Genomic DNA, 13,712 nt, shown 5'->3' on the forward strand with positions numbered 1-13,712 from the left:
CATCGGATAAATAACATTAATAGTGAGCTTAATGCCACGATCTAAGCCACATTTTGTGAACAGAACAGAACAGAACAGGACACAAAAGTATTACTACGTAAGTTATTTAGTGATTATTAATTTCACAGGCTGTCCTATTTCTTGTCTTCGTTATATGTATGCTTAACTAACCTGAACTCGGGATAATAAAAGGTTTTCAAACAGCCCTTTGTCTCGCTAACTGCATTGAATGAACTTGCAATAAGCTAGCTATTGACGCGTTAATTCGCCTTGTTTTAGCAAAACAAATGACAAGTTTGAAATATTTTAACCCTAATGCTTTGATATTAAGCATTCTGTTTCCATCTCTTATCCCGAGTTCAGGTTAACTAATGTTTACTCATACGATTGGACAGGGTAAAAAATAACATGAGAATGCTATCCCTTGCAGATAACCTTAGATTAACTTTCAAATGTAGTAAACTTTCATCCAGTCTAGTCGATGCTTAAATGAATTAACCATAACGTCAAGCCCGCACCCCGACTGAGGTTGTGTGAGTTATCCACTAAATCTGTGGATAAGCTTGTGGGTTACTCTGTTTTGCTGCCTGCAAACGCTGATTAAGCCTCGGTTCAACTTAAAATGGTAGATTTATTTGGCAAGCAATTAAGCTATTGTTTTTTATGATATAAAAAAATGCAAGCGGTTTTTCTGTTGTGACAGATCCCAAGTTGCAAAAATGTAATCAGTTTCAAACAAGCATTGTGCATTAAATTGCAGTTTCTACTGTGGTTTAGCTTAGTAATTGAGCTTTTTAGCGACAAAACAGATCTTGTTTGATTATTTCATGATTTGATCATTAAATTGTCACACTTTTACTTTTAAGGTTAAAAAGTCCTAAAATATTATCTAGGGTTAATGGCTATTTTTTATTATGATAATGACAATATTTAATCATTAGAGTACCTGCGTGTCAGAAAAGATTTTTCGTTTAGCCTCCCAATATACCCCAGCAGGTGATCAGCCAACCGCAATAGCGCAATTAGTTGAAGGGATACGTAACGGTATTGCCAGCCAAACTTTGCTAGGCGTTACGGGATCGGGGAAAACCTATACCATTGCCAATGTCATTGAGACTATGGGGCGCCCAACGATTATTATGGCACCAAACAAAACACTTGCCGCTCAGCTTTACGGTGAGATGAAAGAGTTTTTCCCTGATAATGCGGTTGAGTATTTTGTGTCTTACTACGATTACTATCAACCTGAAGCTTATGTGCCCGCGTCAAACACCTTTATAGAGAAAGATGCATCTGTTAATGCGCATATCGAACAAATGCGCCTGTCAGCGACTAAAGCACTTTTAGAGCGTAAAGATGTGGTGTTGATTGCCTCGGTTTCAGCCATTTATGGATTAGGCGATCCAGATTCGTATTTGAAAATGTTACTGCACCTTCGCCAGGGCGACTTTATGGGGCAGCGAGATATATTGATCCGGCTCAGTGAACTGCAGTACAAGCGCAATGATATTGAACTTCAGCGGGGGACTTACCGAGTGCGTGGCGAAGTGATTGACATTTTTCCAGCTGATTCAGAAAGAGATGCCATTAGAATTGAGCTTTTTGATGATGAAATTGAGCGTTTAAGTGAGTTTGACCCACTAACCGGACACATCATTAAACGTATCGTTCGCACCACGATTTATCCTAAAACCCATTATGTTACCCCAAAGTCAAAGATTTTGGCAGCAACAGAATTCATCAAAGAAGAGCTACGTGAGCGAAGAGAGTATTTGCTTGAAAATCATAAACTAATAGAAGCGCAGCGGATCACTGAACGAGTGCAGTATGATATAGAAATGATGGTAGAGCTTGGATATTGCTCTGGCATTGAAAATTATTCACGCTACTTGTCAGGCAGGGCACCTGGCGAAGGTCCGCCAACATTATTAGATTATTTACCCGCAGACGGTTTGCTTATCATTGATGAATCACATGTTACCGTACCGCAGATTGGTGCCATGTATAAGGGTGATAGAAGCCGCAAAACTAATTTGGTGGATTATGGTTTTCGACTCCCTTCAGCATTAGACAATAGGCCATTAAAGTTTGAAGAGTTTGAGAACTTAATGCCGCAAACCATTTTTGTATCAGCCACTCCAAGCCAATATGAGCTAGACAAAAGCGAAGGTGAAATTGCTGAACAGGTAGTTCGACCCACTGGTTTATTGGATCCTGTCATTGAAGTGCGACCGGTTGGAATACAAGTCGACGATTTGTTATCTGAAATTCATAAAAGGGTGGCGGTGAATGAACGTGTTTTAGTCACCACGCTAACCAAGAAAATGAGTGAAGACTTAACAGATTACCTTGATGAACATGGGGTTAAGGTGCGCTATTTACATTCAGACATCGACACTGTTGAGCGCATGGAGATTATTCGCGATCTTCGTTTAGGGCATTTTGATGTATTGGTTGGGATTAACTTATTACGTGAAGGTCTAGATTTACCTGAAGTATCGTTAGTGTGTATTTTAGATGCAGACAAAGAAGGTTTCCTGCGTTCAGAGCGTTCATTAATTCAAACCATTGGCCGAGCAGCGCGTAATATTAACGGTAAAGTGATTTTATATGCTGACAGAATCACTAACTCAATGGCCAAAGCCATCGGTGAGACTGATAGGCGCCGTGAGAAGCAGCGACTGCATAATGAAGCCAATGGCATTATTCCAAGGGGCGTGGTTAAAAATATCACAGATGTGATGGATATGGGTGACAGTAAGCCTAGCAAGCGAGCTAATAAAAACAGTCAATATGATAAAGTGGCTGAGCCTCAAACCCAATATGTCAGTATTGCTGATTTAAGTCATCAAATAGACCGACTTGAAAAACAGATGCATGAACATGCGAAAAATCTCGAGTTTGAACAGGCTGCAGCTGTTCGTGATGAAGTTAAACAATTAAGAGACCAATTGATTTTAACATCCTAGTTTTAAACACTTAGTGCTGTAAATTCAACGGATAAAAAAACGCGCAATGATAGCGCGTTTTTTATTATAAATAGGTGTTTAGAAGCTTGCAGAACGTGGCGAACGCGGGAATGGAATAACATCACGAATGTTGTTAACACCAGTCACATACGACACTAAACGCTCGAAACCTAAACCAAAACCTGAATGAGGCACTGTGCCATAACGACGTAGGTCACGATACCACCAGTAATCCTCTTGGCTCAGATCCATTTCAGCTAAACGCTTATCAAGTACGTCTAAACGCTCTTCACGCTGCGCACCACCGATAATTTCACCAATGCCAGGGGCTAAGACGTCCATTGCGGCAACCGTTTTACCGTCATCGTTTAAGCGCATATAGAAAGCTTTAATGTCTTTCGGGTAGTTTTTCACTACAACTGGCGCTTTAAAGTGTTCTTCAGCTAAGTAACGCTCGTGCTCAGACTGTAAATCGATACCCCATTCCACAGCGAACTCAAACTTTTTACCGCAGTTTTTAAGAATTTCAACAGCATCAGTGTAATCGACTTGGGCGAAATCACTGCTAACGAATGACTGTAAACGTTCAATAACGGTTTTATCAACTCGCTCATTAAAGAAATTTAAGTCGTCCATGCGCTCTTCAAGAACCGCTTTAAATGCAAATTTAAGCATTTTTTCAGCTAATTCAGCAGCATCATCCAGTGTGGCAAACGCCACTTCAGGTTCAACCATCCAGAATTCCGCAAGGTGGCGGGTCGTGTTGGAGTTTTCCGCACGGAAAGTTGGCCCAAAGGTATACACTTTTGATAAGGCACAAGCATAGGTTTCAGCGTTTAATTGACCAGATACGGTTAAGAATGACTCTTTTCCGAAAAAATCTTTATCATAATCGACTTTGCCGTCAGCGGTGCGGGGTAAGTTTTCCATGTCTAATGTCGACACGCGGAACATTTCCCCTGCACCTTCACAGTCAGATGCAGTGATAAGCGGGGTAGATACCCAGATAAAACCTTCTTCATGGTAGAAACGATGGATAGCTTGCGATAAACAGTTACGTACTCGGGCTACAGCACCAATAATATTAGTGCGTGGGCGTAAATGCGCAAGTTCACGCAAATGCTCAATCGAGTGACGCTTAGCTGACATGGGATATGTATCAGGATCATCGACAAAACCTGTGACTAACAATTCAGACACTTGTAATTCAAATGCTTGACCTGCGCCAGGAGAGGCAACGACTTCACCGGTCATTACAACAGAACAGCCTGCAGTCAATTTCAATACATCGTCATTGTAATTGGCTAGGCTATTTGGCACTACGCCTTGAATTGGGTCAAAACATGAGCCGTCATATACGGCCAAGAAAGAGATACCCGCTTTTGAATCACGACGAGTTCTTACCCAGCCACGTACAGTGACTTGCGAACCAACGGCGTGTTCACCTTTAAATACAGAAGCGACAGATGCAATGCTCATTGTTGCTTTATTCTCCAACATTAAAATAGTATGTGATTTTGTCTTTATCTTACCTTTATGGTGGCTTTTCTCAAGCTGAAAACGCTATTCTAGGAATATTTTGTTATAGTTTTAATTCACAGGTTTAAATACGGACTGAAATTAACCTAGTATTTGTGTTTGTTGCTGGGTGTGAGCCATTTGGCTTCTCTAATTTGGTTTGATTGAATTTGAGTTAATGGATTTTATTGAATAGTCGCTAAGGAAACAGCATGTCGCGGTTAGGTTTATTGCAAGTTATATTGACCATATTGTCTTTGTTAGGCTGGAGTTTGGCTATTTATGCCTTACTTATTTATGGTGAGGCAAGGCCGGATCGTGCGGTTGGTTACTTCCTATCAAAAGGGGTTGAGGTGCGGTTTAATTGGGATCCTGTTTTAACGGTAAAATTAGAATATATTATTTGGTGGTGTGCGGGGGTAAGTTTACTTAATTTGTTGGTTAACTTTTATGCAAAAACGACTACTCGAATGGGAGTCTGGTTTAATATTCCTTTGTTATTGCTAGTGTCCTTATCTGCAGGTTTATATATTCGCTTTGTTATTTAACAAGGGATAGTCACCAATATGGCGACACAGTAAGTCAATTATCGCTGCCGTCACCCCCCAAATAAATTTATCCTCAAATGGCATATAGTGCACTTGATAACAGGTGCCTTTGCGCCAGTGTTGGCCTAAATGACGATTACTCGTCTGTTTAAAATAATTAAGTGGCACCGTAAAACAGCTGGCTACTTCACCAGGATCAATTGTTAACACAAAAGGTTGTTTGATAATGCCAACGATTGGCGTGATTTGAAATCCGGTGAATGTTTTGTGCGGTGGGAACGAGCCAATTACATCTACATTACTTCTTTGCAGGCCAATCTCTTCTTGTGCTTCACGCAGTGCGGTATCGACTGCATCATGGTCGCTTTGTTCAAATTTGCCGCCAGGAAAACTAATTTGACCTGGATGATGACGTAAATGCATTGCGCGTTTAGTTAACACCAGATAAAGCTCACCATCTATCTGCTGAATAGGAATCAGCACCGCGGCTTCTCTGCCTGGGTAATGTGCGGGTGCAGAGGTAATGTTATTCACTGAAAGTGGTTGAAGTTGAAAACGGATCAAAAATTCATTTAATTGCATGTTGAGTGATTAATTCCGATGAGGCTTATCAATAATATGGTTTATTAACCTTAGTCATAATTAGGCTAACCTAGCTTATGTATATTAAAAAGCTTTATCTGATTTTTATGTTAAACGGATAAATTATCGAGCTATCTTGTAGTCAGTTAGCAACTTCAGTAGTCTTGTTTTCTTTTTTGGTGAAATATACTGTGATTGCTAATTTATTATTGTTGTTAACTGCTGCGGTTTGGGGCTTTGGGTTTGTGGCTCAATCCTTAGGGATGGAACATTTAGCCCCCTTTATGTTTAATAGTTTACGGTTTTTTATTGGTGCGCTGAGTTTATTGCCATTAATCTGGTATTTTGCCAACAAAAAAACCTTACTAGTGGGTCAAAAAAAATCACTTTTAATAGCCTCTATGAGTGCTGGCTCAGTATTGTTTATCGCCGCATCATTACAACAAGTTGGCTTACAGTATACGTCAGCGGCCAATGCTGGATTTATCACTGGCTTATACATTGTCATAGTGCCGATACTTGGGCTTATTCTTAAACATCAAACCGGCGTTAATACTTGGGTTGGTTGTGCTATTGCTGTGGTTGGCTTATATTTTTTAAGTATCAAAGACGATATGAGCATCGGTTATGGTGATTTATTACAGCTTATTGGAGCTGTATTCTGGGCAATACATATTTTGATCATCGACCATTTTGCCAAAAAACACTCGCCGATCCTACTGTCTCATTTACAATTTATTTTCTGTGGTTTATTAAGCATTACTGTGTCTATGATGATCGAAACTACTGTGATTGCTAACATAGGATTAGCCTGGGCTGCATTAGCTTATTCTGGGATTATTTCAGTTGGAGTCGGTTATACATTACAAGTTGTCGCGCAAAAAAATGCTCATCCCGCCCATGTCGCTATTATTCTCAGTTTAGAGACGGTGTTTGCTGCAATTGGCGGCATTCTTATTCTTGGTGAGAGCTTAGATGCTCGAGCATTACTTGGATGTGGATTGATGTTGATAGGCATTTTAGTATCACAAATACCATTACGCTATTTTGTCAAATCTTGGGGTCAACAAAAGCAACCTATGATGTAAACTATTTTAGTGGTCTGGCTTCTATTTAGTTGCCGGCCACTTTCTAAATGCCCAAAATAATAAACAAATAAGTTAATGCAACACAGCGCATAGATTCAGCTTATGTTGCATTGACCTGCTAGTAGGGGGCATTCAGATTAAAGTTCACGGCTGAGATCTAAAATACCTGAAGCTTGTCCGCCAAAGAGTTGTTGATGTAATCTTGCTGCAAATCCATCAGTCATGCCAGATATGTAATCTGCCATCACTCTCATCGGATTATTATCTTCAAGGGCAGCCTTAGTCCAACGCTCGCCAGTATTTAAAGGCAGTAGTCGTTCGGGGTCGGATGCAAATGCTTCAAATAACTCCATTACGATTTGTTGACCTTTGTACTCGAGCATTTGAATTTCAGGTTTGCGTATAACAAATTTAAATACAAACTGCTTTAAGACATTTAATGTAAGTGCAAAATCGTTTTCTAACTCAGCATTATACTTTAATAAATGCTCGTCAAACTCAGGTTTAATTTGAATGTTTATCGCGGTAACAAACGCATTAACGAGTGTACCTATCGCGTCTTTTCGTAAATGATGTTGATGCGAAAATAGCTTGTCACCGATAGTGTTAAATTCATTCTTAAGCCAATTGTCTTCAATGTCTTGCAGTTGACTCATGACATCTTGTTGCCATTGACTAAGGCTAACAATACCCATGACAATTGCATCTTCAAGATCATGTATCGCATAGGCTATATCGTCTGCTAACTCCATAATAGAGCAATCAAGTGATTTGAACTTAGTTTTTAAGTGTGGGTAGTCAGGATGAATAAGACTTTGCTCACTGGACAGGAACAATTGCTGATCATGATCAGTCAAGCTAGACAGTACCCAATCGAGTATTGGTTTATCGTCATCAAACACGCCTTTTACTGGCGGCCATTGTGATGGTTTTAATTGGCGATGATGTTTAACCGGATCTTGATGGGTATTAATTCTTAACTGAGAGTAGGGCGCAGGATACTTCAGTACACCTAATAACGTTCTGCGGGTTAAATTCATACCAGTATCAGGAGTATAAGGCTCAAGTCGGGTTAATATTCTAAAGGTTTGTCCATTGCCTTCAAAGCCACCGTGATCGCGCATCATATAATGTAATGCAACTTCGCCCCCATGACCAAAAGGAGGGTGACCAATATCATGTGCTAGACATAGTGACTCAATTAAACTCATTGAATTTAATAAATATTTAAGATTTGGATACTTACGTCTTAGCTGCGCTGCGATTCCAGTGCCTATTTGAGACACTTCAAGTGAATGGGTTAGGCGAGTACGATAAAAATCGTTCATCCCAATACCTAATACTTGGGTTTTTGCTTGTAGGCGCCTAAATGCAGCCGAGTGAAGAATACGGGCTCTGTCTCGCTGGAAAGGGCTGCGATGATCATTTCTACGTTGCTTGTCTTCACCGAGAATACGTTGATGCCATATATTTTCATGGGCTTTAATATCATTTGGCAGAGTTAGGCTAGCTAATGGTGTAGTAGAAGTGTTTGACGACGATGACATAGCCTGGTGTCCTTATGTATTAATGTAAATGACAGGTTTAAACATACTGTAGTTAAGGTACTAGAGTTAACAGAAAGTCTCTATAAAATAATAACCTGATTTAACATTACTTTACGCATTAGTATCTTGCTATGCTAGCGAATAAATTTGGTTAGCTAAGAATCGCATTTAACCTCAACTCTGGTTTAGGGGGGAGTTCAATAATCGTCGGTAGCGCCACCATTTATGTCAACCAACAATAATAGGTAAAGTGAATGAGCAAAAATGTCGTCATAACAGGTGCAAACCGTGGCATAGGTTTAGCGTTTGCCCAAGGGTTTAAAGATTTAGGTTTTAACGTATATGCATTATGTCGTCAAACATCTGATAAATTAGCTGCGTTATCAGTCAATGTTATTACAGGGGTTGATGTCGCAACCGACTCAGGTATCACTGCAATGGTAAACGGCTTACAAGGTATTAATATTGATATATTGGTTTGTAATGCGGGTATCTTACGTGATGAAAGTCTGCTTGATTTAAATGTAAGTAGCATTAGAGAACAGTTTGAAGTGAATGCACTAGCGCCATTGCTAATTGTAAATACTTTATACGATCAATTAAGTGATGGAAGTAAAGTGGCAATGATCACATCAAGAATGGGATCTATCACAGACAACGGTTCCGGTGGGCGCTATGGATATCGAATGTCAAAAGCAGCGTTAAATGCCGCGGCTATGTCATTGAGTATTGATTTAGCCAATAGACATATCGCTGTGGGTATTTACCATCCAGGGTATGTGCAAACGGACATGGTTAATCATAATGGCGATATTTCAGCAACAGAGTCGGCTGACCGACTGATAAAACTAATTAGTCAACTTGATCTGAGTCAAACAGGGATATTTAAACATGCAAATGGTCAAGTTTTACCTTGGTAAGCGGTGCTTTTTGATGTGAATACAAAAGGCCGGACTGTTGGAGTGACTCATAATACCTGATAGCTTTAGCTGCTGCATACTTGTAGTAAAGGGGATTTCTAGTAACAAATATATCTAGATGACTAGATGACTAGATGACTAGGGGCTAAAAAATTCATATCAAACTGATGTAAATTCAACTTTAAGAAAAAGTTATGGTTAACATCTTGATTTTAAATTTGTTATATTATCTTTACTATGAGTTTATTTAACACTAACGGATTCTGAGCCCTAGGTTATCTAGGCTGAAAGTGATTTCAGTCCCTTCTTTGGATTTTTTTTCATTGGCTGAGTATGATTGGCTTTGCTTGTACAAACGGGTTCAATACTGTCTTTTGACAAGGAGAGATTTAAATCTGTTTTTGGGATACAACAACAGGGTAGGCATTCATCTTGCTCAAGCTCAGCCAATGGCTGTTTGATATAAGTCACTTCACCAGAAATGACTTTTGTCTTACAGGCACCGCAAAATCCATTACGACACTCTGAAAAAACGTTTACTTTTTTGTGCTCAAGCGCTTCAAGCAATGTCGCTTGTTTACCATCAAACAAAATGGCCGGTTGTCCCTTTAAGCTAACAATCGGCGCAGTAATGAAGAAGTGTTTATAAGTCAAAATCTAAAAACTCATCGCCGTCGACAGCAGAGTCAATTTGACCTACAAGATAAGATGATACTTCAACTTCTTGTGGTGCAACTTGCACAGCATCACTTTCTAACCAGTTTTTCATCCAAGGTAGTGGATTAGATAACTCTTCATAAGGAAGTGGTAAGTTGACTGCTTTCATACGTTGGTTAGTAATATACTCAACATACTGGCAAAGTATTTGTTCATTTAAGCCGATCATTGAACCGTCTTTAAACAGATATTTAGCCCACTCTTTTTCTTGTTCTGCAGCTTTATGGAATAAGTCATAAGATTCTGAATAACACTCTATGGCAATTTCAGCCATTTCAGGATCATCTTTACCACCTTGCATTAAACTTAAAATGTGTTGAGTGCCATTTAAGTGAAGCGCTTCATCACGTGCAATTAAGCGAATGATTTTAGCATTACCTTCCATTAATCGACGTTCAGCAAAAGCAAATGAGCATGCAAAGCTAACGTAAAAACGAATAGCTTCTAATGCGTTAACTGACATCATGCACAGATACAAGGTTTTCTTAAGGATACGTGAGTTAACCGTTACTTCTTGGCCAGCGATTAAATGCGTACCTTCACCATGTAAATTATGAATCTGGGTGAGAAAAATCAAATCATCGTAATATTTTGCAATATCACCAGCACGTTTTAAAATTTGCTCATTTTCAACAATATCGTCAAATACAACAGACGGATTGTTAACAATATTGCGAATAATATGAGTATACGAGCGAGAATGAATGGTTTCTGAAAACGACCAGGTTTCAATCCATGTTTCGAGCTCAGGTAGTGACACTAACGGTAAAAGCGCCACGTTAGGCGAGCGACCTTGAATAGAGTCAAGCAAGGTTTGATATTTAAGGTTTGACAGGAAAATATGCTTTTCATGTTCAGGAAGACTGGCAAAGTCAATTTTGTCTCGGCTGACATCAACTTCTTCTGGTCGCCAAAAGAACGATAACTGCTTTTCGATTAATTTTTCGAAAATCTCGTATTTTTGTTGATCGTATCGCGCCACATTAACAGGCTGACCAAAGAACATAGGTTCTTGAGTCGCATCATTAGGTGTTTGACAAAATGTTGAATAAGCCATGGTTCTTTTCCCAAAAAAGCGGGGAGTGCTCCCCGCATTTAATTCCTTAATAAAGTGATACCAATAACCCAGCGGGCTATATCTTACACGCACCACCGGCACAATCATCGTCTTCTTTTTCGATGGATATTATCTCATCTTGTTGATCTGACGCACCGTCACGGGTGTTGTGATAATACAAGGTTTTCACCCCAAGTTTATAAGCTGTGAGCAAATCTTTTAGCAGCGTTTGCATCGGTACTTTACGACTTTGGAACTTCATTGGGTCGTAATTAGTGTTGGCCGATATTGCTTGGTCAACAAACTTCTGCATAATACCTACTAGCTGCAAATAACCGTCATTATTTGGCATGTTCCAAAGTAATTCGTATTTATCCTGTAGCGAGTCAAAATCAGGCACAACTTGTTTTAATTGACCATCTTTACTGGCTTTGACGCTGATTAGGCCGCGTGGAGGCTCAATGCCATTGGTTGCATTAGATATTTGTGATGATGTTTCTGACGGCATTAATGCTGATAATGTCGAATTACGTAAACCATGCTGTAAAATATCGGCTCGTAAACCTTCCCAGTCCAAATGTAATGGCTCATCACAAATTTTATCTAAGTCGCGCTTATAAGTATCAATAGGTAAGATACCTTTAGAGTAAGTGGTCTCGTTAAATAACGGACAGGCGCCTTTCTCTTGGGCAAGCTTCATTGACGCTTTTAATAGATAAAATTGAATCGCTTCAAATGTTCTATGGGTGAGGTTATTGGCTGAACCATCGGAATAACGTTTACCATTTTTAGCAAGGTAATTAGCGTAGTTGATGACACCTATACCTAAAGTTCGACGATTCATCGAGCCTAATTGGGCTGAAATAATCGGGTAATCTTGATAGTCCAACAAATTATCTAACGCACGTACAGCGAGTTCAGCAAGCGGTTCTAACTCTTCTAGATTCTTGATGGTGCCTAAGTTCAGTGCAGACAAAGTACAAAGGGCAATTTCACCGTTAGGATCATCAATATTCTTCAGTGGTTTAGTTGGCAATGCTATCTCTAAACACAAGTTAGACTGTTTGATCGGTGCAACTTTTGAGTCAAATGGGCTGTGGGTATTACAGTGATCAACGTTTTGGATATAGATACGGCCTGTGGAAGCGCGTTCTTGCATCATTAACGAGAATAACTCAACGGCTTTAATTTGCTTTTTACGCACAGCAGGATCTTGTTCATATTGCACATACAAACGCTCAAACTCAACTTGATCCTCAAAAAATGCATCATATAAACCGGAACATCAGACGGACTAAATAGGCTGATGTTCTCGCCTTTTATTAAGCGCTGATACATCACTTTATTTAACTGAACACCATAATCTAAATGGCGAACACGGTTATCATCAACACCGCGGTTATTTTTCAATACCAGTAAAGATTCAACTTCTAGGTGCCATATTGGGTAGAACAGTGTTGCAGCTCCACCACGTACACCGCCTTGTGAGCACGATTTAACCGCGGTCTGAAAATACTTATAAAAAGGTAAGCAACCGGTATGGAAAGCTTCACCACCCCGAATAGGGCTGCCTAATGCGCGAATACGACCAGCGTTAATACCAATCCCAGCACGCTGGCTGACATATTTAACAATAGATGATGCGGTAGCATTGATAGAATCTAAGCTGTCGTCACACTCAATCAGTACACATGAGCTGAATTGACGGGTGGGGGTGCGCACACCAGCCATAATCGGTGTTGGTAAAGATATCTTGAAGTTTGATGTCGCATCATAGAAATCTTTAACAAACTGTAAACGAGTGTCTTTCGGGTATTTTGAAAATAAACATGCTGCAACCAATATATAAAGGAACTGAGCACTTTCATACACTTCATGGGTGACACGGTTTTGGACTAAATACTTACCTTCTAGTTGCTTAACTGCAGCATAAGAGAAGTTCATGTCACGCCAATGATCCACATAGCTATCTAATATGTCTAATTCTGCGCGACTGTAATCAGCCAAGATGTGCATATCATACTTGCCCATTTCAACCAATCTGGTGACATGGTCATATAATTTAGGCGGCTCGAACTGGCCGAATGCTTTTTTACGTAAATGGAATATCGCTAAGCGGGCTGCCACAAACTGATAATCAGGTGATTCAGGGGAAATAAGATCCGCAGCGGCCTTAATAATCGTTTCATGAATGGCTTCTGTGGGAATACCATCAAAAAATTGCAGGTGCGATCTGAGTTCAACTTCTGATACAGATACGTTTTTTAATCCCTTGGTTGCCCAAGTAATCACGCGATGGATTTTGTCTAAGTCGATATTTTCACGTTCGCCACAGCGTTTAGTGACAGTCATATTGCTATTCATTGCAGAGAGGCCTTGATTATATCTGTTATTGTGATTGAGCGCTTAATACCAAAAGCGATCGTGTCTAACCACGTTTACGTTTCCATGTAAAAACAATCATCCTAAAGCATTAAAGACAACGGATTGTGACATTTTAGCACGCTAAGTCACCCGTTCTGCTTATTTCAATGAGTCATTTTTTGTGACTCACTTGTGTCTGTGATTGTATTTGACACACAAGATATGGTGTTATTTAAAATCTAACATACAAGATAGTGAGGTTGAAGGCTTTTTGCAAGCCACAATTTATAGAACATCTTGTGGATAAGTTGAGGATAATCGTCAGGGTTAGTAAAAGCTAACCCTACACCCCAAATTTATATAGCTTTTCTGTGAGCTGAAGAATTATTGTCCATATTTTTA

The 13,712-nt window shown here is 39.7% G+C and carries 9 protein-coding genes and 1 pseudogene; 4 read left to right on the top strand and 6 right to left on the bottom strand.

Annotation, left to right across the window (positions count from 1 at the left end; genetic code table 11):
- Window positions 1–950 precede the first annotated feature (950 nt).
- Window positions 951–2,969 carry an excinuclease ABC subunit UvrB gene (gene uvrB / locus L0B17_RS10770; protein ID WP_235084722.1) on the top strand — a complete coding sequence of 673 codons (2,019 nt, stop codon included), beginning with the start codon at window positions 951–953 and terminating at the stop codon, window positions 2,967–2,969.
- Between the two features lie 78 nt (window positions 2,970–3,047).
- Here uvrB and asnS read toward each other — a convergent pair whose 3' ends face one another.
- Complete coding sequence (asnS, locus tag L0B17_RS10775) at window positions 3,048–4,448, bottom strand: asparagine--tRNA ligase (protein ID WP_235084723.1); 1,401 nt, start codon at window positions 4,446–4,448, stop codon at window positions 3,048–3,050.
- Window positions 4,449–4,699: 251 nt separating this feature from the next.
- Between asnS and L0B17_RS10780 the strand changes: the two genes are divergently transcribed.
- Complete coding sequence (locus L0B17_RS10780) at window positions 4,700–5,035, top strand: hypothetical protein (RefSeq protein WP_235084726.1); 336 nt, start codon at window positions 4,700–4,702, stop codon at window positions 5,033–5,035.
- On the opposite strand, the gene L0B17_RS10785 is transcribed toward L0B17_RS10780, so the two are convergent.
- On the bottom strand, window positions 5,012–5,617 hold the full coding sequence (locus L0B17_RS10785; RefSeq protein ID WP_235084727.1) for a CoA pyrophosphatase: 606 nt from the start codon (window positions 5,615–5,617) through the stop codon (window positions 5,012–5,014). The two genes, L0B17_RS10780 and L0B17_RS10785, sit on opposite strands and share 24 nt — an antisense overlap.
- Before the next feature lie 191 nt (window positions 5,618–5,808).
- On the opposite strand from L0B17_RS10785, the gene L0B17_RS10790 reads away from it, so the two are divergent.
- The gene (locus L0B17_RS10790; protein WP_235084730.1) at window positions 5,809–6,705 is read left to right on the top strand and encodes a DMT family transporter; all 897 of its coding nucleotides are present in this window, start codon (window positions 5,809–5,811) and stop codon (window positions 6,703–6,705) included.
- A gap of 137 nt (window positions 6,706–6,842) precedes the next feature.
- Here the strand turns inward: L0B17_RS10790 and L0B17_RS10795 are convergent, their stop codons facing one another.
- Window positions 6,843–8,252 carry an anti-phage deoxyguanosine triphosphatase gene (locus L0B17_RS10795; RefSeq protein ID WP_235084732.1) on the bottom strand — a complete coding sequence of 470 codons (1,410 nt, stop codon included), beginning with the start codon at window positions 8,250–8,252 and terminating at the stop codon, window positions 6,843–6,845.
- 254 nt (window positions 8,253–8,506) lie between these two features.
- Between L0B17_RS10795 and L0B17_RS10800 the strand changes: the two genes are divergently transcribed.
- Window positions 8,507–9,172: an SDR family oxidoreductase gene (locus tag L0B17_RS10800; protein ID WP_235084734.1), complete on the top strand. Its 666-nt coding sequence runs from the start codon at window positions 8,507–8,509 to the stop codon at window positions 9,170–9,172.
- A gap of 279 nt (window positions 9,173–9,451) precedes the next feature.
- On the opposite strand, the gene yfaE is transcribed toward L0B17_RS10800, so the two are convergent.
- The 3 genes and pseudogenes from yfaE to nrdA all read right to left on the bottom strand — a co-directional run bounded on the left by yfaE (window position 9,452) and on the right by nrdA (window position 13,310).
- On the bottom strand, window positions 9,452–9,826 hold the full coding sequence (gene yfaE / locus L0B17_RS10805) for a class I ribonucleotide reductase maintenance protein YfaE (protein ID WP_235084736.1): 375 nt from the start codon (window positions 9,824–9,826) through the stop codon (window positions 9,452–9,454).
- Window positions 9,816–10,946, bottom strand: coding sequence for a class Ia ribonucleoside-diphosphate reductase subunit beta (gene nrdB, locus L0B17_RS10810; protein ID WP_235084738.1), 1,131 nt, complete (start codon window positions 10,944–10,946; stop codon window positions 9,816–9,818). The genes yfaE and nrdB overlap by 11 nt, the downstream gene beginning before the upstream one ends.
- A gap of 76 nt (window positions 10,947–11,022) precedes the next feature.
- Window positions 11,023–13,310: pseudogene (gene nrdA, locus L0B17_RS10815) on the bottom strand (class 1a ribonucleoside-diphosphate reductase subunit alpha).
- Between the last annotated feature and the right edge of the window lie 402 nt (window positions 13,311–13,712).

Source organism: Shewanella sp. OMA3-2, assembly GCF_021513195.1.
Classification (GTDB): Bacteria; Pseudomonadota; Gammaproteobacteria; order Enterobacterales; family Shewanellaceae; genus Shewanella.